This is a genomic window from Streptomyces sp. NPDC001502 (assembly GCF_042894785.1).
In the GTDB taxonomy this organism is placed as follows: Bacteria; Actinomycetota; Actinomycetes; order Streptomycetales; family Streptomycetaceae; genus Streptomyces; species Streptomyces kutzneri.
Window position 1 is genome coordinate 60,608 of record NZ_JBIAVW010000008.1, and the last position, 23,766, is coordinate 84,373.

Below are 23,766 nucleotides of genomic sequence, written 5' to 3' on the forward strand. Positions count from 1 at the left end.
CCCGGACCGAGGGCCGGCCGGGGCGTGCGTGCGCGTGTGAGCGCGGGCGTGCGTCGTACGCGGGATCCGCGCGGTGGGATCAGAGCTCCGCGAGGTCCAGCCCGGCCTGCGCGGCGGCCGCCTGCACGGTCTGCTCCAGCAGTACGGCGATGGTCATCGGGCCGACACCACCCGGCACCGGAGTGATCAACGAGGCCCGGGCGGCGGCCGACTCGAAGTGCACGTCGCCGACGTTGCCCTCGTTGTAACCGGCGTCGAGGACCACCGCGCCCGGCTTGATGTCCTCGCCGCGGATGAACTCGGCCTTGCCGACGGCGGCGACCAGCACGTCCGCCTGGCGCACGATCGAGGGCAGGTCCTGGGTGCGCGAGTGGCAGTAGGTGACGGTGGCGTTCTGCTCCAGCAGCAGCATTCCGGCCGGCTTGCCCAGGATCGCGCTGCGGCCGACGACGACGGCGTGCTTGCCGGTCAGGTCCACGTCGTAGGCGGCGAGCAGGCGCATGATGCCGCCGGGGGTGCAGGAGACGAAGCCCGGCAGCCCGAAGCCCATGGCGGCGAAGGAGTGCATGGTGACCCCGTCGACGTCCTTGCCCGGGGCGATGGCCTCGAAGGCGGCGCGCTCGTCGATGTGGTGCGGGACGGGGTGCTGGAGCAGGATGCCGCTGATCTCCGGGTCCTCGGACAGCGCGGTGAGGGTGGCCACCAGCTCCTCGGTGGTGGTCTCGGCCGGAAGCTCGACGTGGCGGGAGGTGATCCCCGCCTTGGCGCAGCGGTTCTGCTTCATGCGGACGTAGGTCACGGAGGCCGGGTCCTCGCCGACCAGCACGGTCGCGAGGCAGGGCGCGGTGCCGGTGCGCTCGGTGATCTTCGCCGCGTAGGCGGCGGTCTGCTCCGAGATGCGGCGGGCGAGGGCCGTGCCGTCCATCAGCTGGGCGGAGCCGGCGGCAGAGGCGGTGGCAGAGGCAGTCTGGGCAGTCGTCACGGGGTCTCCTGAACGTCGCTGCGGATCGCGGTTCGCCCAGGCGCGCGGCAGCCGACGTACCGGAGGTCCACAGGTACGCCGGGCCGCTCCCCGGTGGTGATCCACCCGAACGCCAGTCACGGCCCGCCGACCACTGTAGTCGACATATCCGGTGGTTGTCGGGCGTCCGACCTGGGACGATCAATGCATGACGCGTACTTTCGACCATCTTGTCGCCGAGGCCGAGTCCGTCTCGGTGGACGGCTGGGACTTCTCCTGGCTCGACGGCCGGGCCACCGAGCAGCGTCCCTCCTGGGGGTACCAGCGGCTCATGGCCGAGCGCCTGGCCCAGGTCCGGTCCGCGCTGGACATCCAGACCGGTGGCGGCGAGGTCCTGGCCGGGTGCGCTCCGCTGCCGCCGCTGACGGCGGCCACCGAGTCCTGGCCGCCCAACGTGGAGAAGGCGACGCGGCTGCTGCACCCGCTGGGCGCGGTGGTGGTCGCCGACGCCGACGAGCCGCCGCTGCCCTTCGGCGACGCGGCCTTCGAGCTGGTGACCAGCCGGCACCCGGTGACCATCTGGTGGGAGGAGATCGCGCGGGTGCTGACGCCGGGCGGCAGCTACCTCTCGCAGCAGGTCGGCCCGGCGAGCGTCTTCGAGCTCGTCGAGTACTTCCTCGGCCCGCAGCCCGAAGGGATCCGGCGCTCCCGGCACCCCGACGACGCGGTCGCCGACGCCACCGCGGCCGGCCTCGAAGTCCTCGATCTGCGCTCCGAACGTCTGCGCACGGAGTTCCACGACATCGGAGCCGTGATCTACTTTCTACGGAAGGTGATCTGGATGGTGCCCGGCTTCACGGTCGGGCAGTACCGGGACCGGTTGCGTGAGCTCCACGAACGGATCGAACGCGAAGGTCCGTTCGTCGCTCACACCGCCCGCTTCCTCATCGAGGCCCGCAAAACGGGCTGATCTGAAGGGCGGACGGATCTGCGCCGGATCGGGTTGCGTGGCCACAGCGTGGCGCAGGTCACTCAATTCAGCGCGTAACGAATCGACTCGGGCATGCGATGAACCGACAGGTGTCCTCGCGCGGCCCGGAATACAGACCCCCCTCGGGTCTGTTTCCCGAGTTCGCGCGATGATGTCCCGCCCACCCTTAATCTGTTCGCAACGAGAGGCTCCTTGTGTCGCTCAGCCCGTCCCGTACGTTCCCTCCGGAGATCGCCGAATCCGAGGCCCTTGTCGCGCTCGTCGAGCGCGGCCGCGAGCAGGGTCACATCAACGGTGACGACGTGCGCCAGGCCTTCGAGGCCGGCCGCATCCCGGTGGACCAGTGGAAGCGGGTCCTGCGCAGCCTGAACCAGGTCCTGGACGAGGAGGGTGTCGCCCTCCACGTCAGCGCGGCCCCTGCCACCAAGGCTGCCGCCAAGAAGCCCCGCAAGGCTGCCGCCGCCCCGGCCCGCACCGTCGCCAAGAAGGCCGCCGCGGCGCCGCGCCCCATCGGCGCCCGCAAGACCGCGGCCACCGCCGCGGCGACGGCCGTCACCACCACCGCCACGGCGATATCCGCTTCGTCGGCCGCAGCCATCGGGGACGAGGCGTCGGCCGAGGCCGCCGCCGAGCCGAAGAAGCGCACGGTCAAGAAGACCGCCGCCAAGAAGACCGCCGTGAAGAAGACCGCGGCGAAGAAGACCAGCGCCAAGGACGCCGACGAGGGCGAGACTCCCGCCGTCGAGGGCGAGGACTGGGCTGCCGAGGACCTCGCCGACGAGGCCGAGGACGAGGCGCCCAAGGCCGGCGGCACCCAGGGCTTCGTCCTGTCCGACGACGACGAGGACGACGCCCCGGCGCAGACGGTCATGGTGGCCGGTGCCACCGCCGACCCCGTCAAGGACTACCTCAAGCTCATCGGCAAGGTGCCGCTCCTCAACGCCGAGCAGGAGGTGGAGCTCGCCAAGCGCATCGAGGCGGGCCTGTTCTCCGAGTACAAGCTCGAAGAGGAGGAGGACCACAAGCCCGCCTTCAAGCGCGAGCTGGAGATCCTGGTCGAGGACGGCCGCCGCGCGAAGAACCACCTGCTGGAGGCCAACCTCCGCCTCGTGGTCTCCCTCGCCAAGCGCTACACCGGCCGCGGCATGCTCTTCCTGGACCTGATCCAGGAGGGCAACGTCGGCCTGATCCGCGCGGTCGAGAAGTTCGACTACACCAAGGGCTTCAAGTTCTCCACGTATGCGACCTGGTGGATCCGGCAGGCGATCACGCGTGCCATGGCCGACCAGTCGCGCACCATCCGCATCCCCGTGCACATGGTCGAGATCATCAACAAGCTCGCCCGCGTGCAGCGCCAGATGCTCCAGGACCTGGGCCGTGAGCCCACCCCGGAGGAGCTGGGCAAGGAACTCGACATGACCCCCGAGAAGGTCATCGAGGTCCAGAAGTACGGCCGTGAGCCGATCTCCCTGCACACCCCCCTGGGTGAGGAGGGCGACAGCGAGTTCGGTGACCTCATCGAGGACTCCGAGGCGGTCGTCCCGGCGGACGCGGTCTCCTTCACCTTCCTCCAGGAGCAGCTCCAGTCCATCCTGGGCACGCTCTCGGAGCGCGAGGCGGGCGTGGTCTCCATGCGCTACGGCCTCAACGACGGCCAGCCGAAGACCCTGGACGAGATCGGCCGCGTGTACGGGGTCACCCGTGAGCGCATCCGCCAGATCGAGTCCAAGACCATGTCGAAGCTGCGCCACCCGTCGCGTTCGCAGGTGCTGCGCGACTACCTCGACTGAGCCGATCTCCTCCGGCACGCCCCTGACCTGCGGACCCGCGGGTCGGGGGCGTTCTGCATCCGGCCACGGGCCGGGACCGGCCGGACCGGACCGGACTGGGCCAGGCCAGGTCAGGTCAGGTCAGGCGGAAGACGGGTCCCCTGGGGGTGAAGGGCAGGGAGGCACCCTGGGGGATCAGATAGGCGTGCTCGCGCCGGATGCGCAGGGTGTCGCACCAGCCGTCCGTGATCACCAGGACCGGGGCCCCGGGCGGGAAGTCCTCCGCCCGCTGCAGCAGGTCGACGCCCGGCTGCAGCTCGGTCCCGCCGCGCCCGCGGACCCGTACGCGGCCCGCGATCTCGGTCGGGGGCAGATAGCCCGCGTCGTACGGCGCGGCGTCGCAGAAGACGACGCGTGCCGCCGGTACGTCGCGGGCCTGCGCGTACGAGGCGATGGCGCCCAGCGCCTTGCCGAGCAGGGCCGCGTTCATCGACCCCGAGGTGTCGAGGACCACGCCGAAGGTGCAGCGGGCGACCTCCTCGGGCGGGAAGTAACGGCCCGCGCGCGGAATGTCCGGGGTGGACGCCTGGCGGCGCGCCGGGCGCGCGAAGCTCCGTACCGGCTCGGTGCGCGGCACGTACTCGTCGAACCAGCGGGCGAGCCGGGCGTCCCACGGCACGGGCGGGTGGGCCAGGGCCCGGATCTCCTGGATCAGCCCGGCGGGCAGCAGGCCGCGCTCCCCGTACGTGTGCAGGTCGAAGCCCTGGACCAGGCCGCGCCGGTAGAACTCGTCCAGGTCGGCGTACGGTGCGCTGCCCCGGTGGGGCAGCGGGTCGCCCAGGATGTCCCCGCGGCCCTTGCCGCGCAGGGTGGCGAGGCGGCGCATCCGGCGCAGGTCGGTGGTGATCCGGTCGTAGACCTCCTCGACGGAGAGGTCCTTCAGCTCGGGGTCGTACAGCAGCCCGGCGGGCATCTCGCCGACGCCCATCTCGACGAGCCAGCCGTTGACGACGTAGTCGGCGGCGACGTTGTGCAGGTACGGGTCCCGGGCGCCGCGGCGCTCGCCGTGGCGCAGGGCGGCGTGCAGCATCTCGTGGGCCAGGATGAACCGCCATTCCCCCTCCTCGAAGCTGCGGAGCGGGTTGACGTAGATCTCCCCGGCGGTGGCGCTGACCGCGGCGATGTCGATGTCCTGGGCACGGGCCAGCTCGGCGTCGGCGACGATCTTCAGGCCGCTGGCCAGGCCGCCGAGGAGCGGGTACGAGGAGACGAACCAGTTCAGGGCGCGGTCCCACGGGCGCTGCGCCACGCGTTCCCCCGTGACCCGGTCGCGGCGCCCGCCGGCGACCTCCATGGCGGCGGAGACGCTGCGGGTCAGGGCGTGCGCGAAGGCGGTCTCCCAGTCGGGGACCGGGGTGGAGTTCCATGCCTGCCAGGTGACCAGGAGCTGGTCGGGGTGGTCGCCGGCGGTGCCGCAGAGCTCGTAGGCGGCGGGGATGCCGTCCCGGCGCCAGCGGGCCGCGAGCAGTTCCTCGTCACCGCCGGGGTACTCGGCCGGGAGGTCGTCAGGGGGCCGGACGGACGGCTGGGTCAGCAGGAAGCGGTTGACGACGGCGCAGCGGGCGGCGAGGTCGAAGCGGTCGGGCTGCGCGCGGTGCCGGTCGGCCGCGGCCGGGACGTGGCCGAAGCCGAGGTGGAGCAGGGCGTGGGCGAGGGCCCACGCCCAGGTGCCGGGCTCGGCGCGCAGGCCGGAGCGGACGTGGAGTACGCCGTTGGAGTCCACGGCGACCAGGCCCGCGGCGGGGGTCCCGGGGCACTTGGGCTGCTCGCACACGCTCCCGCCGACGGCGGCGAGGGCCGGGTTGCGCTTGACCAGGGCGAGCCCCTCGGCGAAGGCCTGGGCGGCGGGGTCGGGCTGGGTCTTCTTCCTGGGCCGGGGGCGCGACACGCTCACCGGCGGGCCTCGACCAGGCGCGGCATGTCCCGGGCGGCCTCCACGAGGAACCAGGAGGGCAGCACGGGCAGGCCGTCGGCGTCGTCGGCGATGACGGTCTGTGCCACCTCCACGGAGATCTCGGCGAGCTGGACCAGCAGCGCCTTGGCCCGGTAGGCGGTCTGGCGCAGGGCGGGCGAGACGTGCTCGCGCTGTGCGGGCAGCTCCTTGACCAGGCGGCCCCGGAAGGCCTCGGCGAGGTAGTAGAGCAGGTCGCGGTCGGCGGGGCGGGTGGGCCAGGAGGCGTCGCCCTTCATGATCGCCTCGATGCCGAAGCTGTGCCGCACGATCTTGGCGTAGCCGCAGAAGGAGACGGCGTGCGCCGGGGTGAGGGTGCCGTGCGCGATCACCTTGAGGGTCTGCTCGTCCAGTTCCGTGCCGAAGGAGTGCAGGGCGTCGGAGAGCATGTGCCAGGAGCGCGGGGTGGAGAAGGGCTCCTCCGTCTTGGGCGGCTGCGACCAGAGGTGGTCGGGGCGGTCGGTGAGGTAGTCGGTCACCCAGGGGTGGATGCCGTGCTCGCCGGCCCAGACCAGCCAGTCCTGTGCGGACGCCTGGAGGTGGACGTGGGTGAGGCGGTTGACCAGCGCGGAGGCGATCGGCCGGGCCAGCGCGTTGTCGGTGGCCCGGTTGCCCGCGCCGATGACGATGGAGCCGGCCGGGAGCTCGTAGGAGCCGATCCGGCGGTCGAGGATCAGCGAGTAGAAGGCCTTCTGGACGTCCGGGCTCGCGGCGTTGAGTTCGTCGAGGAAGAGGCAGTACGGCTCGTCGCGGGCGATGGCCTCGGGCGGGCAGAAGACGGACCGGCCGTCGCGGATCTGCGGGACGCCGATCAGGTCCTCGGGCGCGAGCTGGGTGCCGAGCAGGCTGACGCACTCCAGCCCCAGCGCGTCGGCGAACTTCCTTACCAGCGAGGACTTTCCGATGCCGGGAGCCCCCCAGAGGAACACCGGCCGGACGGTGGCGAGGCCGAGCAGCAGTTCGGGGATCTGGGCGGGGGTGACGGTGACGGCAGCCTGCACGGGCGTGGATGTCCTCGGGGGTGCGGCGGGTGTGTGGTGCGGCCAGTGTCGCCGCACCGCACACCGCGGGGCATCCGGTTTTCCCCGGCCGCGGGGCCGTCAGGTTTCGAGGAGGTGCTTGAGCTTCTCCTCGCCCCGGGGCATCTCCTTGCGGACCATGGGCCTGACCACGAGGGGTACGAGGGCCCGGCCCACGCCGTGGCCCTCGAAGTCGACGTCCAGGGTGAGGCGGGAGCGGGTGCCGCCGTCGAGGGGTTCGACGGTGCCGCGCACATCGGGTCGTACCGGCCCGTCGACCCCGTGCACGTGCCAGCTCCTCGGCGGGTCGAGCTCCACGAACTCCATGGTCGTGGGGACCCGCCGGCGGCCGATCTGCCGGGTGACGAGGACCCTCGAACCGACGTGCACGGGGAGATCGCCGATGGGGACGGCGGATACGGCGCTGTCCTGCCACTCCGGCAGGTGGGTCGGGTCCGTCAGGTACGCGTAGACGTCCTCGGGCCTGCGGTCGATGTCGATGCTCTTCCTCATCGCGGACATGATGGTTCCTTGGCGCCCCCTGGCCGGCCCCTTCATCCACGCTACTCCGCGGGGGACGCGGCGGCGCGGTGCTTCCTCGCGGACATGGCGGCGTAGACGAGGACGCCCGCGAAGAGGAAGAGCACGCCCTGGTAGACGGCCGCGTAGCCGGAGCCCGCGACCAGCCACATCGAGAAGCCGAAGGCGAGGGCGGCGAGGACGCCGTCGCGGGCCAGGCGGCCGGGGTGGACCCGCTCGCGCTGCCCGGAGAGCAGGAAGTAGATCTGCGCGGCGGTGGCCAGCAGGTACGGGACGGTGGCCGTGAAGGTGGTGATCAGGACCAGGCTCTCGAAGACGCCCTGGGTTCCGGCCGTGTAGTTGTAGACGGTGAGGGCGGAGGCCAGGGAGACGGTGACGATCACGCCGACGACGGGGACGCCGCGCTTCTTGGTCTCGAAGGCCTTCGGGAAGAGCCCGTCCTTGGCGGCGGCGTACGGGGTCTGCGCGCTGAGCAGGGTCCAGCCGTTGAGGGCGCCGAGCATCGAGATCACGGCGGCGCAGGCGACCACGGTGCCGCCCCAGGTGCCGCCGAACATGGCGTTGACGGCGTCGGTGAAGGGGGCGGTGGAGGCGATCAGCCGGTCGTGGGCGACCAGGCCGAAGACGGCGACCGTGCCGAGCAGGTACACGGTGGCGGCGCCCACGGTGCCCAGGACCGTGGCCCGGCCTACGTTGCGGGCCGGGTCGCGGACCTCGCCCGCGCTGACGCTGGCGGACTCGACTCCGAGGTAGCTGAACAGCAGGATCGCCGCGGAGGCGGAGACGGCGCCGGCCGCGCTCTGGTCGGTGGCCCGGAAGGGGCCGAGGTTGGCGGGGTCGAAGAAGAACAGCCCGCCCACGGCCACCAGGAGCAGCGGGGCGAACTTCAGTACGGTGGCGACGACTTGGACCGCTCCGACGTAGCGGGTGCCCGCCAGGTTGGCGAGGGCCGGGAGCCACTGGACGGCGAGGGCGGCCAGGCACATGGACCACTTGTGCTCGCCCGCGGCGGGGAACAGCACCGTGAGGTAGCCGACGGCCGCGACGGCCAGGGCCGCGTTCGAGACCCAGGCGGTGATCCAGTAGCTCCAGGCGGCGAGGAAACCGGCGAAGTCGCCGAAGGCGGCGCGGGCGTAGACGTAGGGGCCGCCGGTCTGCGGGTGGCGTTCGGCGAGCCGGCCGAAGACCAGGGCGAGGGCGATCGCGCCGGCGGTGAGGACGGCGAAGGCGACGAGGCTGATGGTGCCGAAGGGGGCCACGGAGGCAGGGAGCAGGAAGATCCCGCCGCCGATGATGTTGCCCATGACCAGGCAGGTCGCGACGGGGAGGCCGAAGCGGCGCGCGTGGGGGTCGCGGCCCTGCTCGGCGGGTGCGGCGGCCTCGGCGGGCAGGGTTGCGGTGCTGGTCATCGGTGGTGCGCCTCTGGATGTCTCACATGCTGGGCAGGTCAACACATGGTTGACCACCGTGAATGCGCCACAAAATCAGCGGATTTCGTCCCGCGCGGGCACCCCTGCGGAAGGAAGGCTTCCGCTATTTTCGTCCCCGGGCGGGCTTTCCTCCACCGGCCGCCCCGCGGGCTCGCTCGCGGCCACCGGTACCTGCGGCCCGTCCGCCTCCCGCAGCCAGCGCCGCAACACGGCGTGCACCGCCTCCGCGCCGGCCGGTTCCTCGCCGGGCCCGGGATCCGACAGTTCCGCGGGCCACATCAGGAACGGGTTCCCCTGCTCCCCGCCCAGCCCGCCGTGCGAGCCGATCTGCTCCTCGAAGGCGTGCACCGCGCCCGTCCGCGGGTCGTACGCCGAGTTCACCATGACGTCCGCCACGTGCGGGAAGGCGTCGGTCCGGCGGACGGCCTGCGCCGCGCCCGGGCCGAAGGGAGCCAGCAGCTCCTCCGCCTCCCCCGGGACGTCCAGCCGGGCCGCCCTTCCGTCCCGGCCCAGCACCACCCCGTCCACCAGCAGGAATCCCACGCCCGGATGGTTCGCCAGCGTGGTCAGCAGGGCGGGGTGCGCACGCTCGACGCGCGCCCTCGAAGCCCGGCCGGGGATGCCCGGGAAGGAGATCAGGCCGAGGTTGCCCGAGGCCAGCACCACCGGATCGGAGCCCGGGCCCGGGTGCGCCTCCTCGCCCTCCTCCACCGGCCGGTGGAGCGCCGCGAGCACGGCCGCCCGGGCCTCTGCCCCGCTGCGGGTACGGCCGGCCCGGCGCGGGACCGGCAGCCCGCAGCCCGCCCGGACCAGGTCCTTGAGGGTCAGCCCGTACCGGCCGAGGAAGGTCTCCCCCGGGCTCTGGCCGTGGTCGGAGAGCAGCACGATCCGGTACCGGCGCGGCGCGTGCTCGGCGACCCGGACGATCAGCGCGAGGCTCCGGTCCAGGCGCTGCAGCACCCGGTCGGTGTCCCGCCCGCGCGGGCCCGAGTGGTGCGCGACCTCGTCGTAGGCGACCAGGTCGGCGTAGACCGCGGTACGCCCGGCGAGCATGTCGCCGATCACGGCCGCGACGACCACGTCCCGTTCGACCACGGTCGCGAAGGCCCGGATCAGCGGGTACAGCCCGCCGCGCGACACCCGTGGCCGGTCCCCGCGGATCCGCGCCCGCAGTGACTGGACGACCTCCCGGACCGCCTCGGCCGCGAAGGACCCGGCCGTACGGACGGCGTTGGCCGGATCGGAGAAGTACGCGAAGTAGCCCGCGCGGGACCGGTTGGCCCGCCCCCGCCGGGCCGAGACCGACAGCACCAGCGCCAGCTGGTCGGCGCCGCCGCTGAACAGGTTGCCCCGGCTCGCCCCGTCCAGCGTGAGCAGTCCCCCGTCCCCGGTGCGCGCGATGGCCCGCCGCTGGAGCTCGGCGGCGCTGGTCGGCCGGTTGCAGACCATCACCTCGCCGGTGTCCTTCTCGTACCAGCGGAAGGCGGGCACGTCGAAGTTGGAGCCGTGCAGGATCCCGAGCTGGCTGGCACCGGTCTGGCTCGACCAGTCCGTGCGCCAAGGCCGGGCGCGGTGGCTGCCCTCCAGCAGGCCGGCGACGGTGGGCATCAGCCCGCTGCCGCACGCGCGGCGCAACTCCTGGTACCCCAGCCCGTCCAGCTGGAGCATGAGCAGGCCCGGCGGTGCCTCGGCGGCCCGGGACGGGCCCGCCCTGCCCTGCCTGCGGCGGCGCCGGTCGGCGAGCCGGTAGAGCCGGCGCCGGTAGGCCTCGTCGTCGCGCACGGCGAGGGCGGTGGAGGTCGCCGACGCCACCGCGGACATCACGGCGGCGACGACCACCGCGGTCTCGGGGGCCACCTCGCTGCGGCCGTCCGGGAGCAGGCTGAGCGCCATCAGCAGGAGCGAGCCGTTGAGGAAGAAGACGAGCAGCCCGAGCACCAGGGCGGGGACCAGCAGCAGGGCCCGGACGAGCACCGGCCAGACCAGCGCGCTCAGCAGACCGAAGGCCCCGGCGGCCCAGGCGGCGGTCAGCCCGATCTGCGTGATGCTGTCACCGTCGTCGGACTGGAGCCGGAAGTCCGGCAGGATCCCTGCCAGGGCGAGCATCGTGAGGGTGGACACCGCCCAGACGATGAGCACGCGCACCAGGGCGCTGCCCGCGGTCCGCCACCGTCCTCGCCCCACGCCGCCACCTCCCGCGCGCCCGGTCCCGCCTTCCAGGCTCGCACAGCCCGGCGCACCCGGTCGGGCGAAGCGGACGGCGCACAGGGGCGCATGGCGGGCGGGCCGGATCGGGGCGGGGCGGATCGGGGCGGATCGGGCCGCATGGGGCGGGCCGCGCGTCCCGGCCCGGTCAGGTGCCGTCGTAGCCGGCGGTCGGCATGGACAGCCTGCGGTGCACCTCGGCCTTCATCGCGGAGGTGTACCGGGGTTCCTCGCCCCCGGCGGTCTCCAGCCGTACGCCGCGCCGCTCGCACTCGGCGGTGAACTCCTCGACGGAGCGCAGCGCGCGGGCCAGCACCCGGTGGTTGGCGGCGACGAAGAGGTCGACCTGCCCGGTGTCGACGTCGGACCAGAGCCCGCAGTGGTCGGCGCGCAGCCCGTAGACCAGCAACTGCTTCGTCACGACGTAGCCCCGGTCGGCGGCCCAGCGCGCGCACATGGCGTGCTGGCCGCGGGTGTCCACGGCGAAGGGGTCGGCGTCGAGGTCTTCGAGCGGGGCCAGGCTGGTGATCGCGGCCACGCGCAACTCTTCCATGCCGCCGGACCCTACTCCGATACTCCGCCGTAGAGGAGGGGGCGGCCGAGATCCGGTTCCGGGCGGCCGCGCGGGGCAGACACCCCCTAGGCTCGTGAGCGAGGCGCGAGGGAGGGAGGCCGGGTGCCGGTGGAGATCACCTGGTGGGGTCATGCCACGTGCACCGTCGAGGACTCCGGGGTCCGGCTGCTCACGGACCCGCTGTTCGCGCGGCGGCTCGCGCACCTGCGGCGGCGGCGCGGGGCGGTGCCCCCGCCCGAGGCCGCGGTGGCGGACGTGGTGCTGGTCTCCCATCTGCACGCCGACCACCTGCACCTGCCGTCGCTGGCCCGGCTCGCGCCCGGCACCCGGCTGCTGGTGCCGCGCGGGGCGCGCCGGGCCGTGCCGGGGCTGGCGCGGGTCGCCGGGCTGCTCGGGCTGGCCGTGACGGAGGTGGTGCCGGGCGAGGAGGTCCCCGTACGGGACGGCGTACGGATCCGGGCGGTCGGCGCGCGGCACGACGGACGGCGGCTGCCGTTCGGGCCGCACCGGTGCCCGGCGCTCGGCTACGTGGTGCGGGGCGCGGCGCGGACCTACTTCGCCGGGGACACCGGGCTGTTCGACACGATGGCCGAGGAGGTCGGTCCGGTGGACGTGGCCCTGCTGCCGGTGGGCGGCTGGGGACCGTACCTGGGCCCGGGGCACCTGGACGCGGGGCGGGCGGCACAGGCGCTGGCCCGGCTGGCGCCCGCGGCGGCGGTCCCGGTGCACTACGGGACGTACTGGCCCGTCGGGATGGACGCGGTGCGGCCGCACGAATTCCACGCGCCGGGCGAGGAGTTCGAGCGGCTCGCGCGGCACCTGGCGCCCAAGGTGACCGTACGGGTGCCGCAGCACGGCGAGCGGGTGCGACTGCCGTGACGTGGCGCGAGCTCGCGGCGGCGGCCGGCCAGGTACCGCCGGAGAGCACCCAGCAGGCGGTGGGGTACCCGGCGCTGTTCCTGCTGGTGGCCCTGGGTGCGCTGGTACCCGTCATCCCGACGGGTGCGCTGGTGAGTTCGGCGGCGGTGGTGGCCTTCCACCACCAGTCGCCGCCCTACGGGGTGCTGCTGGTGTTCGCGGTGTCGGCGCTGGCGGCGTTCACCGGGGACATGACGCTGTACTGGCTCGGGCAGCGCGGGGTGCGCTCACGGGGCGGCTCGCGCTGGCTGGAGACGCTGCGCGGCCGGGCCACACCGGAGCGGCTGGAGCAGGCGCGGACGCGGCTCGACGAGCACGGGGTGCTGGTCCTGGTCCTGTCGCGGCTGGTCCCGGCGGGCCGGATCCCGGTGATGCTGGCCTGTCTCCTGGCGCAGATGCCGTTGCGCCGCTTCGCCCGCGGCGACGCCCCGGCCTGTCTGGCCTGGGCGGCGACGTACGGTCTGATCGGCATCCTGGGCGGCACCCTCTTCGCGGAGCCCTGGAAGGGGGTGGCCCTGGCGGTCGGCCTGGCCCTCGCGATCAGCGCGGGCCCCTCGCTCTGGCGCCGCCTGCGACCCCGCCCCTGAGCCGGCCGTCAGCCGGGGCAGTCAGCCTCGGTCCAGGTCGCGACCAGGTCGCGGCAGACGACGGCGAGCGAGCCGTTCCACAACGCGATCTCGTGGCTGCAGCCGTTCCGGTGAGGCAGGACCTCGTCGAGGATCACGGTCCCCAGAGCTGCCCAATCCCCGTCCCCGGCGCTTGCGGCATCGAAGCTGGAGACGCCTGTGTAGCGGACGACCAGGTCTTCGTCGTGCTTCCAGCAGTTGTGCCGGAACTGGATCTCCATCTGCCGGTCGGCAGCTCCGACACCTCGGACGTGCTGGATTTCCAGGTCCTTCACACACCGCTGGCTGGAGAAGTCGTAGTGCTCCGGGGCTGTGGCGAAGCCCCGGGCCCCGGCCGGAAGATGGTCAGCCAGGGAGGGCAGGTGCTCCAGGTACCGAGCAGGGGACAGGACGCCTGACACGTTCCCGACCTGTGCATTCAGATCGACGTACTCCATCGTCCTTCGCCCCCCGCTCGTGGCTCTGTCGGCCCACGCATCGTCGCACGGGCCAGGAGACGCACGGCAGGCGTGGGGCCGGGTGACCGCGTGGCGCTGAGCCCAGGCTCCGGCCCGGCCCGTGCGGGGCCCTACCGGTCGCGGTCCGGGTCGTGGCCCGGCCGGGCGCCGGGCGGTGGGAACGCCAGGCCCGTCGGCGTGTTGAGGCCGGTGGAGGCGAGCGTGACCTGTCCGCCGCCCGACTCGCGGACCCGCACCACCCGGTTGTTGAAGCCGTCGGCCACGTAGAGGTGGCCGGAGCCGTCGAGGGCGAGGCCCAGCGGGGAGCTGAGGCCGGTGGTGGGCACCGTGCTCTGCGCACCGCTGCCCGCGGCCACCTTCACCACGCGGTTGTTCCCGCTGTCGGCGATGTAGAGGTCACCGGCGGCGTTCCGGGCCAGTCCGGTCGGCTGGGAGAGGCCGGTGGTGGGCACGGTGCTCTGGCCGCTCCCGTCCACGGCCACCTTGACCACGCGGTCGTTGACGAAGTCGGAGACGTACAGCTCCCCGCCGGGCGCCCACGCCAGACCCCAGGGGTGCAGCAGCCCGGTGGTGGGGACGGTCGTCTGGCCCCCGCCGCCGGCCGGCACCTTCACGATCCGGTCGTTGAAGCTGTCGGCGATGTAGAGGTTCCCGGCCGGGTCGACGGCGAGCCCCAGCGGGCGCGACAGGTCGGTGGTGGGAACGACGGCCTGCTCGCCGCCGTCCGGGGGCAGTACGAGGACCCGGTTGTTGCCGGTGTCGCAGACGTAGAGCCGGCCCGCGGCGTCCCAGGCCAGGCCGGTCGGCCGCACCAGGCCGTCGAAGGGGACGGTGTTCTGGTCGCCGCCGTCCGCGGGCAGGGTCACCACCCGGTTGTTGCCGTAGTCGGACACGTACAGGGGCGGGCCGGCGGGCGACCGTACGTCCGCGGGCTGCGCGGCGCCGGCGGGGAGCGCGCCGAGCATCAGCAAGGCCACCGCGGCGGCCAGCCGCCGGGTCCACCGCCGGGCGGCCGGGGGTGCTTGCGTTCGTGACTCGGCCGTCATGCGTTCCACGACTCACCCACCTGATCCGGACGGTCGGACGGCCCGGTGCCGTACCCCCGCCGACCCTAGGAAGCGGCGGGCTCCGGTGCGGGAGCCACGCCATCGGAGCGGCCGGCGGCCACTCCGATGGCCCGGGGAGCGGGGGGTCAGGCCGTGGGGAGGCCGAGGCCGGTGTGGATCTGGTTGAGGAGGGTGGGCAGCATGGCCTGGGCCGTGGTCCGGCGGTCGGGCGAAAGGGTCAGGTTCGTCCAGACGACGAGCGTGACGTCGTTGTCCGGGTCGTGGCCGATGAAGGAGTGGAAGCCCGGGAGTTCACCGCCGTCCGCGCCGGGGGCTGGACCTCAAGTGCGGTTGAGTTCATAGGGTCTTGTCCAGCGCACCACACCGCACCACACCGCACCACCGACGGGGAGTCGATCCGCCATGGAGTACTCGCACGACGACGCCGAACTGATCCGCCAGCCCATCGGCTACTGGAGCTGGGCCGCCTACGACGCGATCGTGAGCCGCACCCGCGGCGCGCTCGCCGAGCTCGGTACCACCCAGCCGCAGTGGTGGATCCTCGCCCGGGTCGCCCTCGCGGGCGACGAGGTCAGGACCCGGGACGGGTTGACCGAGACCCTGCGGGGCTACCTCGCGGTGGGCGAGGAGGTGCTGTCGGAGGAGATGGACACGGTCATCGTCCGGGGCTGGATCACCCAGGACGCCGGAGGGCGCCTGGAGATGACCGCCGAGGGGCGGGAGTTCTTCGACAAGGCCGCGGCCCTGCAGAAGGACCTGTGGGACGAGCGGCACTCGGGAATCTCCGACGAGGAGTACCTGATCACCCTCAAGGTGCTCCAGCGGTTCATCCACAACGTGGGCGGTCAGGCCTGGCACCACTGAGCCCGGGCGGCGCCGCTCACCCGCCGGTCCGGGAGGCCTCCGGGGCCAGCGTGCGGGAGGCCCCGATCGGCAGGTCCCAGAGGTTTTCGCGGGGCAGGCCGGCCCGGTGCCAGGCGGCCAGGGTGCGGTGCAGGGGTTCCATGACCGGCTCCGCGGAGAGGACGAAGGTGGCCCAGTGCATGGGAGCCATCCGGCGGGCGCCGAGGTCGAGGCAGGCCTGGACGGCTTCCTCCGGGTCGGCGTGCACGTCGCCGAGCCACCAGCGCGGGGCGTACGCGCCGACGGGCAGGAGGGCGAGGTCGATGCCGGGGTGGCGGCGGCCGATCTCGCCGAACCAGTGCCCATAGCCCGTGTCACCCGCGAAGTAGAGCTTCCGCGGTGCCGCACTCAGGGTGTCGGTGAGGATCCATCCGCCCCACAGGGACCGGCAGGTGTCGATCAGCGACCGCTTCGACCAGTGGTGGGCGGGGACGAACTCGAAACGTACGCCGCCCAGTTCGGCCGACTCCCACCAGTCGAGGTCGGTGACCCGGGTGAAGCCGCGGCGGCGGAACCAGCCGGCCAGGCCCGCCGGTACGAACAGGGGTGTGTGCCGGGGCAGCCGCTTGAGGGTGGGGGCGTCGAGGTGGTCGTAGTGGTTGTGGCTGATCACCACCGCGTCCACCGGCGGCAGATCCTCCCAGCGCACTCCGACCGGGGTCATCCGGGCCGGGGTGCCGAGGATCCGCCGGGACCAGACCGGGTCGGTCAGTACGGTCAGCCCGCCGGTCCGCAGGACCCAGCTGGCGTGTCCGGCCCAGGTGACGCAGACGGTGCCGGAGGGCGCCGGGGGCAGCGGGCCGGGCTCGTACGGCAGATCGGGAATGCCGCGCAGCCCTTCGGGGCCGGGCCGGAAGGCGCCTTCGCGGGCGAGGCGGGCGTAGCCGCGGACCCCGGGGAGCGGGGTGGTCAGCCGGTCCGCGAACGAGCCGGGCCAACGGCGGTGCGCACCGAGCGCGCGCGGCGCGGACGCGCGCTCCGGCGCCGCGGGGGCCGGGTCGGGTGCGGAGTCGGGGGCGGGGGCATGGGCGGGAGCGGGAGCGGGGGGACGGCTGGGGGCGGGGGCACGAGCGGGGGCATGGGCGGGGGCGGCGGCATCCGTCCGGTCCCTCATCGCGAAGTCTCCGTTCACCGGGGTCGGGTGGTCAGGCCAGCCCGGCCAGGACTGATCCGAGGAGTTCAAGGGAGTCGCGTACGTGCGGGAGCGCGAGCGGATCGCGGGCGGTGAGGGCGGCCAGCCGCTCCTGCGGGGTGGCGCCCAGCAGCGGCCCGGTGGACAACCGCACGCGCAGCGCGCCCAGTTCGTCGGCGAACCGCTGCCCGCCGGGCGTGGGCGCGCCGAGCCGGCCGCCGAGCCAGTCCTCCAGTTCCATGGCGTCGCCGACCCCGTGCCGGGCGAGTCCGGCGCGCAGCGGGGTGAGGTCGGCGTACAGGTGCCGGCCGGCCTGCGGGGGCCGGGCCAGTGCCCCGGCCTCCAGCAGCCGCCGGTGCGCGGCGGCGGCCACCACGCCGTGCAGGGCGGCGGCGGCGTACGCCCGCCCGGCGACGGCCTCGGGTTCGTCGAGGGCGTGCGCGGCGGCCCCGGCGACGGGCCCGGCGACCATCGCCCCGGTGGCGGTGAGGACGTCGAGGGTACGGGCGCGCAGCCAGGTCCCGCGCGGGGTGTCGGGGAAGCGGGCGACGGCGGCGGGCCAGCCGGCCGGCAGCATCGCCCCGGACAGGTCGATGAGGACGGCCGCCTGTTCGGGGAGCATCTCGGCGGGGCTCAGGACCAGGGTGTCGTGGGGCCGGTGGACGGTGTCGCGCCAGCTCTCGTCACTGACGACGAACAGTCCGGCGGATTCGGCGGCCTCGCAGGCTTCGCGCAGCATCTCGGGCGGCGGCACGGTCGCCGTGGGGTCGTCGGCGACCGACAGCAGCAGCACGCGCGGGTCACCGCCCTCGGCGCGCACCCGCCGGACGGTCTCCAGCAGGGCGTAGGGGTCGGGAATTGCGCCGCACTCGGCCGGGGTCGGCACGTGGTAGGCCCGCCGTCCCAGCAGCCGGACCTGCGGGGTCCACCAGGCGGGACAGGGCCGGGGCAGCATCACGTCTCCCCCGTACGCCCCGAGCAGGGCCAGGAGCAGCGCGGGGGCTCCGGGGCCCGCGGCCACGTTCTCGGGAGAGGTGGCCAGCCCCCGCCGTCCCCAGTGCCGGCAGGCGGCCGCCCGTACGGCCTCGCCGCCGCCCGGGGGCTCGGGGGCGGCGCGTCCGGCGGCCGCGGCGAGGACGGAGAGCAGCTCGGGGAGCACGGGCAGGCCGGGCTGGGGGGCGGGCGGGCCGTACCGGACCGGGCCGCGGCCCTCCGCCGCCGTGCGCTGGATCCCCGCCACCGCTTCCCGCCTTCCGCGCTCGCCGTGCCACGCCCGCCGGGCCTCGCGACGCACCGCGATGCCTCACGACACCCCGCCAGACCTGACCTTTATACGATTATTTGGCGCTGCATGCCTGTTATGAGGGATGCCCGCCCCCGCACGTCAGCCCCGCGCATCCCACCCCGCGCACCCCACCCCGCGCGTCAGCCCTTGCGGCCCACCATCGCCAGGAGCCTGGTCTGCGCGTCCGCACCCGCCGGGACCTCCACCGGCTCGGCGTACGCGCCACTGGCCGCGAGCCCGTCGGCGTACGGCATGATCTCCTTGATCGAGAACTCGACGAGGCCGTCGGGCAGCCGGTCCTGCGCGCCGATGCCCCGGGCGAGGTCCCAGGTGTGCACGACACAGTCGGCGGTCAGCTCCGAGCAGTACGCCGATCCGAGCGCGGGCCCGTACGACAGGCGCACGGTCCGGTCCATCGCGCCGGACGCGGCGAAGGCGGCGTGCGCGGCGGCCGAGGCCCGGTCCCAGGCGGCGACCGGGTCGTCGCCCAGCACGTCGCCGGAGAACCTGCCCGCCAGCTCCTCGACGGTCCGGCCCTCGGTGACCAGCGGCGGGATCCAGAGCTGCTCCGCGGTGACGTGGTTGACCAGCTCCCGCACGTTCCATTCCGTGCACGGGGTCGGCTCCCCCCACTGGGAGCCGCGGACGTCACGCACCCGCTCGCCGAAGAGCCTCAGCGCCTCGGCGTGCCGTTCGAGCAGCGTGTCCGTCATGACCCTCACCGCCCTCTGCCCTGGTGATGTGTCCCCCTGCAGCCACTCTCCTCGCACCCGCATCGGCCTGCCACCGCCCCACCCGATCCCCTTGGCGCGCACCACCTCTGTCCACATATCAAAACGCCCATCTCAGATGACGAACTGATCGTCTACGGTGGGGACAACGCTTCGACGAGGAAACGAGGAGGGGTCCGGCCATGACCGCCGCCAGGGAAACCGCCGCCACGGAAGCCACCGCCAAGGAGACCGCCGTCTACACGCACGGCCACCACGAGTCGGTGCTGCGCTCGCACCGCTGGCGCACCGCCGGGAACTCCGCCGCGTACCTGATCGGCGAGCTGCGCCCCGGGATGCGGGTGCTGGACGTCGGCTGCGGCCCGGGCACGATCACCGCGGACCTGGCGGAGCTGGTCGCGCCGGGCGGCCACATCACGGCCGTGGACGCCGCCGAGGACGTCCTGGAGCAGGCCCGCGCGTGCGCCGAGGAGCGCGGCCTGGGCGACGCCGTGTCCTTCGCCACCGCGGACGTCCACGCCCTGGACTTCCCGGACGACTCCTTCGACGTGGTCCACGCCCACCAGGTGCTGCAGCACGTGGGCGATCCGGTCCAGGCGCTGCGCGAGATGCGGCGGGTGTGCCGGCCGGGCGGGATCGTGGCCGCGCGCGACGCGGACTACGCGGCGATGACCTGGTACCCGGCCGCGCCTGGCCTGGATCAATGGCTGGGCCTGTACCGGCGGGTGGCCCGCGCCAACGGCGGCGAACCGGACGCCGGCCGCCACCTGCGGGCCTGGGCCCGGCAGGCCGGTTTCACGGACGTGACCTCATCGGCGACGGCCTGGTGCTTCGCCACCCCGGAGGAGACGGCCTGGTGGTCGGCCCTGTGGGCGGACCGTACGCAGGCCTCCGCGTACGCCTCCGTCGCCACCCGCGGCGGCCACACGACGGCCGCGGACCTGGCGGCCGTCGCCGACGCCTGGCACGCCTGGGGCGCGGACCCCGACGCGTGGTTCTCGGTCCTGAACGCCGAGATCCTGTGCCGGGCCTGACGACGGGCGGCCTTGCCGGGCGGGGGAATCACCGGCTGATATAGCGTGCACGCGTCAATACGTGGCCACGCACACCGGGGGACAGACCCATGACCCAACCGCCGCAGCCGGGCACCGGCCCTCACCTCCGGCAGCCGCCGCAGGAAGCCTCGCCCCAGCAGTCGCCGGCGGCGCCGTCCCGGAGCGGGGGCATCGGCGTCCGGAAGGCCCTGGGGATCATCGGGGCCGTGGTCGTCCTCGCCGCCGTCGCCGTCGGCTACTTCCTGAGCCAGGACGGCGCCGACCGCGCCGAGGCCGGCGACTGCCTCAAGAACAACGGGGACCCGATCTTCCCCGACCTGCGCGTGGTCGACTGCGGCGACGCCGACGCCGAGTACAAGGTGGTCCAGGTGCTCCACGACACGGTGGACACCGCCAGGTGCCAGGGAGTGTCGGACATCGGCTACGAGGAGCAGGCCGACAGGGCCCGGCACAAGTCCGGCAAGCGGTTCGTGCTCTGCTTCGACGGGATCAAGAAGAAGTAGGCGGCCGCATCCGGAAGTCGTAGCGCGCGGGCAGCGGGCAGTCGGTGAGGGCGGACCAGATCTCGGCGAGGGTCTCCTCACCCTCCCGCAGGTCCGGGAGTTCGAAGCCGTCCTCGAAGACCCGGCGGGCCGCCCGCACATGCCCCTCCGCCGCGAGGAGCCGGGCCGCGAGGAGCCGGAAACGGCCCTGTTCGCGCAGGGCGGGCCGCAGCCGGTCCCAGACGGCGCGGGCCTGCGGCAGCCGGCCCGCCGCGAGGAGGGCGGCCATCGCCTCCTGTCCGAGCGCCGACTCGGCGGCCGTCCACGGCTCGCTGCCGCGGCTCTCCACGGCCAGGTCCTCGAAGGCCGCCGCGAATCCGTCGGCCGCCCTCTCCGCGTCGCCCGCCAGGGCGTCCGCCACCGCCAGGCACCGCAGCAGCGGCCACCGCGAGGGGGCCAGCGCCAGCCCGCGCTCCCAGCTGCGTACCGCCTGGGCCACGTCCCCGGCATGCCACTGGGCCACGCCCAGGTGGTACTCCGTCAGCGGATCCGCCGGGGCCGTCTCCAGCATGTCCCGCCAGTGCGCGGCGACCAGGCTCGGTCCCGGCGGAACCACCCGGCGCGGGGCCGGCAGGACGCCGGTGCGCCAGAGCTGGAGCCACGGCTCCTGCTCCTCCCCCAGCGTGTCCTCCGCGAAGGGGGTGCCGGGCAGCCTGAAGCCCCCGCACAGCAGCTCCAGCGCGCCCCAGCCGGAGCCCTGGGCCAGCCGCTCCCCCGGCTCGGTGTCGGCACGGCCGCGCCACGCCTCGTACGCCGCGTCCACCCGCTCCCGCGGCAGTACCGCGTCCAGCGCGCCCTCGGCCGCGCCGCGGGCCGCCGCCCAGTCCGCGCCGTGCACCCGCGCCGGATCCGCCGCCAGCGGCCCGTACGCCTCCAGCCAGCTGAACTCCGCCCCGCCCTCCAGCCGTACGTGCTCCAGCTGGGTCCGGGCCAGTCCGGCCTGGATCTCCGCGTAGCCGCCGGTGCCCGGCTCGGTCAGCCACTCCTGCCAGCGCCGGCCACCGCCGCCCGCGCCCCACACGAACAGCTTGCGCCCGCGCAGCCGCGCGGTGGAGGTCTGCACGAGCCCGTGCCCGGCGGCGTCCAGAGCTGCGATCCAGGGCCGGGCCCCGCCCTGGACCTCGTAGAAGAAGTCGGCCGGATACTCGCCGCGCAGCGGGTACGTGCGGTCCGTGCCCTCCCACTCCGGTACGGGGATACGGCGCAGCGCGCGCTCGTAGCCGAAGTGCCAGGCCTCGTCCGCGGGGGCGAGCACCCGGGTGCCGGAGTCCTCCGGGACGGCGATGTTGGACCACCAGTACACGGGGGCGGGCCGCTCGTGCGGGTTGCGCACGCGGACGCCGACGTAGAGGAACTCCGAGTCCTCCGGCAGCCACAGGTCCACCTGGAAGGGCAGGTCGCGCAGCCGCTCCCACTCCCACAGCCGGACCATCACGCCCCCGTCGGGTGCCGGGACGAGCGCGGCGTGCACCGGGGCGCAGGACAGGGTGGTGTGTCCGGTCGCACCGGTGTTCCACTCGATGCCGCCGGAGAACCAGGCCCCGTTGAGCGCGAAGTTGGCGGGCTGGAACACCGGGTTGCGGTAGAGGAGTTCACGGCCGGTCGGCAGGTGCACGAGCGAGTGGACGCGCCCGCCCAGGCCCGGGAGCACGGTGACCCGGAGGTGGTCGTTCTCGATGACGATCGCCTCGAACTCCCGCTCCGCGCGCTCCCGTCCGTACCCGTCGCGGATCCGTACGGGCAAGAGCGAGCGCAGTGGCTCGTAGCCGATCTGCCGTGCCATGTCGCGTGGCATCCCCTCGCGCGCACGCTCGTCCAGTACGTGCGCCTCGTCGGGCGCGCGCAGGGCGGGCAGCGGGTTGTCCGAGCCCAACGGGGCTGCGGGAAGGGTCAGTACGGCGCGTCGGACGGTGGTGGCCATGAGGGAAATGGAACACGCCACGGCGGCCGGTGCACAGGGGTTCCGCGGATCACCACCGGTCAGGATTACGCAAAGGCGCCCGCGACCAGGTCGGCGAGGAGGGCGCCCGCACGTCCGTCCGGATCCAGGTCCGGGTCGTAGATCGTGACGTTGAGCCCGGCGCAGCGCGGCGAGCCCACCAGGACGGCGAGCAGTTCGGCGAGTTCGTCGGGGAGCAGGCCGCCGGGGTCGGGGCTGTCCACGGCCGGCATGACGGCCGGGTCGAGCACGTCGGCGTCCAGGTGCACCCAGAACCCGGCGGTCTCCGGCGGGTGCAGGCCGTCCAGGGCCGCCCGGGCCACCGGTCCCGCGCCGCGTCGGCGGATCTCCCCGACGGTGGCGACGGAGATCCGGGCCGCGTGCAGCTCGGCGAGGTCCGGGTCGCCGTCGCGCAGCCCGAAGAGCCGTACGTCCTCGTCGCGCAGGTAGGGGCCGCGCCCCTCCAGGTCGGCGAGATCCGCCTGGCCGCGGCCGGTCGACAGGGCCAGCTCCTCGCCGCCGGCGGCGCCGACGGGTCCGTTCACGGCCTCGTTGCCGGGGTGGCGGAAGTCGGCGGAGCCGTCGATCGCGGCCAGGCCGTAGCGTCCCAGGCGGCGCATGGCGAGGGCCGCGCCGAGCTGGATGGAGCAGTCACCGCCGAGCACGACGGGGAACTCCCCCGCCCGCAGGTGCCGTTCGATGCGGTCGGCGAGGGTGACGGTGTAGGCGGCGAGGGCCTCGGCGTGGAACACGCCGTCGCCCTCCCGCCAGTCGCCGCGGTCGTAGCGCGGCGGCACCACCACCCCGCCCTCGACGGCACCGAGCCGGGCCAGCAGGCCTTGCTCGCGCAGGGCCCCGGCGAGCTTGTAGACGCCCGGCACGGTGCCGGGCGCGGGCGGGCGCAGCCCGAGGTTGGAGGGGGCGTCGAGAAGCACGAGGGTTCGCATGCCCTCATCCTGTGCGATGCCACCCGGCAGGGCCCGGCATTTCCCCGGCGCCGCCCCACAGGCCCCGCCGCGTCACCGGTTCGCGCAGTCCTCCATCAGGTCGGCGATCGGCGCGGCCAGAGCACCGGCCCGGTGCCGGTCCTCGCGCTGGGTCCGCAGGGCCTCGTCGACGGCCCGGAGCCTGGCCAGTGCGGCCGGGTCGGTCAGGCTCCAGCCGACGGCGGTGCCGCTCGCCGTTCTGTCCGGTTCCGTTCGGTGTCGATCTCTACAGGGGGCCCTGAAGGTAGACCCTGGTGTGTGAGACCTGCGCAGAGGTCGCAGCGAAGGAGACGGAGCGCCTTTCGCTCTCCACGGAGACCTTGAGGCCCGTCGACGAGCCGTCTTCCGCAATTCGAACCGTGCGTTCTGCTTCTGCGAGAATGCCTGCCACCCTGAGTTCGGTGACTCCGGTGAACTCGATCCAGAAGCGCAGGGTGTTGTAGGCCTTCTGGGACCACTCCGGCCCGGGATGTGACGGTAGTTGCCGGGTCTCGAATCCGAAGGTCACCGACGTGCCGCGCTCGTCGATGTGCAGGTAGAAGAAGTGGCAGGTGTCCAGGTCAGGTACGGGCGACGCGCCGTACAGCGCCTGGAGTTCCGGCCAGACGATCGTTTCACTCATTC

Annotated in this window: 22 protein-coding genes and 1 riboswitch; of the genes, 7 read left to right on the forward strand and 15 right to left on the reverse strand. The window is 73.8% G+C overall.

Annotated features, from left to right (window positions below; all coding sequences use genetic code 11):
• Positions 1 to 79: 79 nt before the first annotated feature.
• Entirely contained in the window at positions 80 to 925 is an 846-nt protein-coding gene (locus ACFY0D_RS15795; protein WP_327388424.1) for a bifunctional 5,10-methylenetetrahydrofolate dehydrogenase/5,10-methenyltetrahydrofolate cyclohydrolase, read from the reverse strand.
• 84 nt (positions 926 to 1,009) lie between these two features.
• Positions 1,010 to 1,112, reverse strand: a riboswitch (ZMP/ZTP riboswitch).
• A 57-nt stretch (positions 1,113 to 1,169) separates the two neighbouring features.
• Between ACFY0D_RS15795 and ACFY0D_RS15800 the strand changes: the two genes are divergently transcribed.
• Together ACFY0D_RS15800 and ACFY0D_RS15805 are read left to right on the forward strand one after the other, a co-directional pair.
• Complete coding sequence (locus ACFY0D_RS15800; protein ID WP_390798875.1) at positions 1,170 to 1,931, forward strand: class I SAM-dependent methyltransferase; 762 nt, start codon at positions 1,170 to 1,172, stop codon at positions 1,929 to 1,931.
• Positions 1,932 to 2,146: 215 nt separating this feature from the next.
• Positions 2,147 to 3,742 (forward strand): RNA polymerase sigma factor, encoded by a 1,596-nt coding sequence (locus tag ACFY0D_RS15805; protein WP_390798876.1) that lies wholly within the window; start codon positions 2,147 to 2,149, stop codon positions 3,740 to 3,742.
• 115 nt (positions 3,743 to 3,857) lie between these two features.
• On the opposite strand, the gene ACFY0D_RS15810 is transcribed toward ACFY0D_RS15805, so the two are convergent.
• The 6 genes from ACFY0D_RS15810 to ACFY0D_RS15835 form a co-directional block, all read right to left on the reverse strand.
• The gene (locus ACFY0D_RS15810) at positions 3,858 to 5,669 is read right to left on the reverse strand and encodes a hypothetical protein (protein WP_390799090.1); all 1,812 of its coding nucleotides are present in this window, start codon (positions 5,667 to 5,669) and stop codon (positions 3,858 to 3,860) included.
• Positions 5,670 to 5,671: 2 nt separating this feature from the next.
• Positions 5,672 to 6,733: a MoxR family ATPase gene (locus tag ACFY0D_RS15815; protein WP_314246328.1), complete on the reverse strand. Its 1,062-nt coding sequence runs from the start codon at positions 6,731 to 6,733 to the stop codon at positions 5,672 to 5,674.
• A 99-nt stretch (positions 6,734 to 6,832) separates the two neighbouring features.
• Entirely contained in the window at positions 6,833 to 7,273 is a 441-nt protein-coding gene (locus ACFY0D_RS15820) for an SRPBCC family protein (protein WP_266377403.1), read from the reverse strand.
• Between the two features lie 41 nt (positions 7,274 to 7,314).
• Positions 7,315 to 8,700: an amino acid permease gene (locus ACFY0D_RS15825; protein ID WP_390798877.1), complete on the reverse strand. Its 1,386-nt coding sequence runs from the start codon at positions 8,698 to 8,700 to the stop codon at positions 7,315 to 7,317.
• Between the two features lie 75 nt (positions 8,701 to 8,775).
• Positions 8,776 to 10,905 (reverse strand): phage holin family protein, encoded by a 2,130-nt coding sequence (locus ACFY0D_RS15830; RefSeq protein ID WP_390798878.1) that lies wholly within the window; start codon positions 10,903 to 10,905, stop codon positions 8,776 to 8,778.
• Between the two features lie 169 nt (positions 10,906 to 11,074).
• Positions 11,075 to 11,479 carry a hypothetical protein gene (locus ACFY0D_RS15835; RefSeq protein ID WP_314246320.1) on the reverse strand — a complete coding sequence of 135 codons (405 nt, stop codon included), beginning with the start codon at positions 11,477 to 11,479 and terminating at the stop codon, positions 11,075 to 11,077.
• 123 nt (positions 11,480 to 11,602) lie between these two features.
• Here ACFY0D_RS15835 and ACFY0D_RS15840 point away from each other — a divergent pair, with 123 nt between their 5' ends.
• Together ACFY0D_RS15840 and ACFY0D_RS15845 are read left to right on the forward strand one after the other, a co-directional pair.
• Entirely contained in the window at positions 11,603 to 12,379 is a 777-nt protein-coding gene (locus ACFY0D_RS15840) for an MBL fold metallo-hydrolase (protein ID WP_390798879.1), read from the forward strand.
• The gene (locus ACFY0D_RS15845) at positions 12,376 to 13,005 is read left to right on the forward strand and encodes a DedA family protein (RefSeq protein WP_373041630.1); all 630 of its coding nucleotides are present in this window, start codon (positions 12,376 to 12,378) and stop codon (positions 13,003 to 13,005) included. The genes ACFY0D_RS15840 and ACFY0D_RS15845 overlap by 4 nt, the downstream gene beginning before the upstream one ends.
• Before the next feature lie 8 nt (positions 13,006 to 13,013).
• Here ACFY0D_RS15845 and ACFY0D_RS15850 read toward each other — a convergent pair whose 3' ends face one another.
• Positions 13,014 to 13,445: a hypothetical protein gene (locus ACFY0D_RS15850; RefSeq protein WP_390798880.1), complete on the reverse strand. Its 432-nt coding sequence runs from the start codon at positions 13,443 to 13,445 to the stop codon at positions 13,014 to 13,016.
• Between the two features lie 167 nt (positions 13,446 to 13,612).
• The gene (locus ACFY0D_RS15855) at positions 13,613 to 14,548 is read right to left on the reverse strand and encodes an SMP-30/gluconolactonase/LRE family protein (RefSeq protein ID WP_390799091.1); all 936 of its coding nucleotides are present in this window, start codon (positions 14,546 to 14,548) and stop codon (positions 13,613 to 13,615) included.
• A 423-nt stretch (positions 14,549 to 14,971) separates the two neighbouring features.
• Between ACFY0D_RS15855 and ACFY0D_RS15860 the strand changes: the two genes are divergently transcribed.
• Positions 14,972 to 15,433 carry a MarR family transcriptional regulator gene (locus ACFY0D_RS15860; RefSeq protein WP_390798881.1) on the forward strand — a complete coding sequence of 154 codons (462 nt, stop codon included), beginning with the start codon at positions 14,972 to 14,974 and terminating at the stop codon, positions 15,431 to 15,433.
• A 16-nt stretch (positions 15,434 to 15,449) separates the two neighbouring features.
• On the opposite strand, the gene ACFY0D_RS15865 is transcribed toward ACFY0D_RS15860, so the two are convergent.
• From ACFY0D_RS15865 to ACFY0D_RS15875, 3 genes are all read right to left on the reverse strand, one after another.
• Positions 15,450 to 16,586 (reverse strand): MBL fold metallo-hydrolase, encoded by a 1,137-nt coding sequence (locus ACFY0D_RS15865; RefSeq protein ID WP_390798882.1) that lies wholly within the window; start codon positions 16,584 to 16,586, stop codon positions 15,450 to 15,452.
• A 31-nt stretch (positions 16,587 to 16,617) separates the two neighbouring features.
• Positions 16,618 to 17,835, reverse strand: a complete 1,218-nt coding sequence (locus ACFY0D_RS15870) for an aminotransferase class I/II-fold pyridoxal phosphate-dependent enzyme (protein ID WP_390799092.1) — start codon at positions 17,833 to 17,835, stop codon at positions 16,618 to 16,620.
• Positions 17,836 to 18,029: 194 nt separating this feature from the next.
• Entirely contained in the window at positions 18,030 to 18,602 is a 573-nt protein-coding gene (locus tag ACFY0D_RS15875; RefSeq protein ID WP_390798883.1) for a TIGR03086 family metal-binding protein, read from the reverse strand.
• Between the two features lie 200 nt (positions 18,603 to 18,802).
• On the opposite strand from ACFY0D_RS15875, the gene ACFY0D_RS15880 reads away from it, so the two are divergent.
• Both ACFY0D_RS15880 and ACFY0D_RS15885 read left to right on the forward strand, forming a co-directional pair.
• On the forward strand, positions 18,803 to 19,654 hold the full coding sequence (locus ACFY0D_RS15880) for a methyltransferase domain-containing protein (RefSeq protein ID WP_390798884.1): 852 nt from the start codon (positions 18,803 to 18,805) through the stop codon (positions 19,652 to 19,654).
• An 89-nt stretch (positions 19,655 to 19,743) separates the two neighbouring features.
• Positions 19,744 to 20,178 carry a hypothetical protein gene (locus tag ACFY0D_RS15885; RefSeq protein ID WP_390798885.1) on the forward strand — a complete coding sequence of 145 codons (435 nt, stop codon included), beginning with the start codon at positions 19,744 to 19,746 and terminating at the stop codon, positions 20,176 to 20,178.
• On the opposite strand, the gene ACFY0D_RS15890 is transcribed toward ACFY0D_RS15885, so the two are convergent.
• The 3 genes from ACFY0D_RS15890 to ACFY0D_RS15900 all read right to left on the reverse strand — a co-directional run bounded on the left by ACFY0D_RS15890 (position 20,165) and on the right by ACFY0D_RS15900 (position 23,764).
• Entirely contained in the window at positions 20,165 to 22,138 is a 1,974-nt protein-coding gene (locus ACFY0D_RS15890; RefSeq protein ID WP_390798886.1) for a DUF5107 domain-containing protein, read from the reverse strand. The two genes, ACFY0D_RS15885 and ACFY0D_RS15890, sit on opposite strands and share 14 nt — an antisense overlap.
• 65 nt (positions 22,139 to 22,203) lie before the next feature.
• Positions 22,204 to 23,103 carry an arginase family protein gene (locus ACFY0D_RS15895; RefSeq protein ID WP_390798887.1) on the reverse strand — a complete coding sequence of 300 codons (900 nt, stop codon included), beginning with the start codon at positions 23,101 to 23,103 and terminating at the stop codon, positions 22,204 to 22,206.
• A 265-nt stretch (positions 23,104 to 23,368) separates the two neighbouring features.
• A complete protein-coding gene (locus tag ACFY0D_RS15900; protein ID WP_390798888.1) occupies positions 23,369 to 23,764 on the reverse strand; it encodes an Imm50 family immunity protein in 396 nt (131 codons plus the stop codon).
• Positions 23,765 to 23,766: the final 2 nt, after the last annotated feature.

What these genes read in the sequence shown, in the direction of transcription:
- ACFY0D_RS15795 (WP_327388424.1), bottom strand. Translation starts at nt 925, where the DNA reads ATGGACGGCACGGCCCTCGCCCGCCGCATCTCGGAGCAGACCGCCGCC.
- ACFY0D_RS15800 (WP_390798875.1), top strand. Translation starts at nt 1,170, where the DNA reads ATGACGCGTACTTTCGACCATCTTGTCGCCGAGGCCGAGTCCGTCTCG.
- ACFY0D_RS15820 (WP_266377403.1), bottom strand. Translation starts at nt 7,273, where the DNA reads ATGTCCGCGATGAGGAAGAGCATCGACATCGACCGCAGGCCCGAGGAC.
- ACFY0D_RS15825 (WP_390798877.1), bottom strand. Translation starts at nt 8,700, where the DNA reads ATGACCAGCACCGCAACCCTGCCCGCCGAGGCCGCCGCACCCGCCGAG.
- ACFY0D_RS15835 (WP_314246320.1), bottom strand. Translation starts at nt 11,479, where the DNA reads ATGGAAGAGTTGCGCGTGGCCGCGATCACCAGCCTGGCCCCGCTCGAA.
- ACFY0D_RS15855 (WP_390799091.1), bottom strand. Translation starts at nt 14,548, where the DNA reads ATGACGGCCGAGTCACGAACGCAAGCACCCCCGGCCGCCCGGCGGTGG.
- ACFY0D_RS15860 (WP_390798881.1), top strand. Translation starts at nt 14,972, where the DNA reads ATGGAGTACTCGCACGACGACGCCGAACTGATCCGCCAGCCCATCGGC.
- ACFY0D_RS15865 (WP_390798882.1), bottom strand. Translation starts at nt 16,586, where the DNA reads ATGAGGGACCGGACGGATGCCGCCGCCCCCGCCCATGCCCCCGCTCGT.
- ACFY0D_RS15875 (WP_390798883.1), bottom strand. Translation starts at nt 18,602, where the DNA reads ATGACGGACACGCTGCTCGAACGGCACGCCGAGGCGCTGAGGCTCTTC.
- ACFY0D_RS15880 (WP_390798884.1), top strand. Translation starts at nt 18,803, where the DNA reads ATGACCGCCGCCAGGGAAACCGCCGCCACGGAAGCCACCGCCAAGGAG.
- ACFY0D_RS15885 (WP_390798885.1), top strand. Translation starts at nt 19,744, where the DNA reads ATGACCCAACCGCCGCAGCCGGGCACCGGCCCTCACCTCCGGCAGCCG.
- ACFY0D_RS15890 (WP_390798886.1), bottom strand. Translation starts at nt 22,138, where the DNA reads ATGGCCACCACCGTCCGACGCGCCGTACTGACCCTTCCCGCAGCCCCG.
- ACFY0D_RS15895 (WP_390798887.1), bottom strand. Translation starts at nt 23,103, where the DNA reads ATGCGAACCCTCGTGCTTCTCGACGCCCCCTCCAACCTCGGGCTGCGC.
- ACFY0D_RS15900 (WP_390798888.1), bottom strand. Translation starts at nt 23,764, where the DNA reads ATGAGTGAAACGATCGTCTGGCCGGAACTCCAGGCGCTGTACGGCGCG.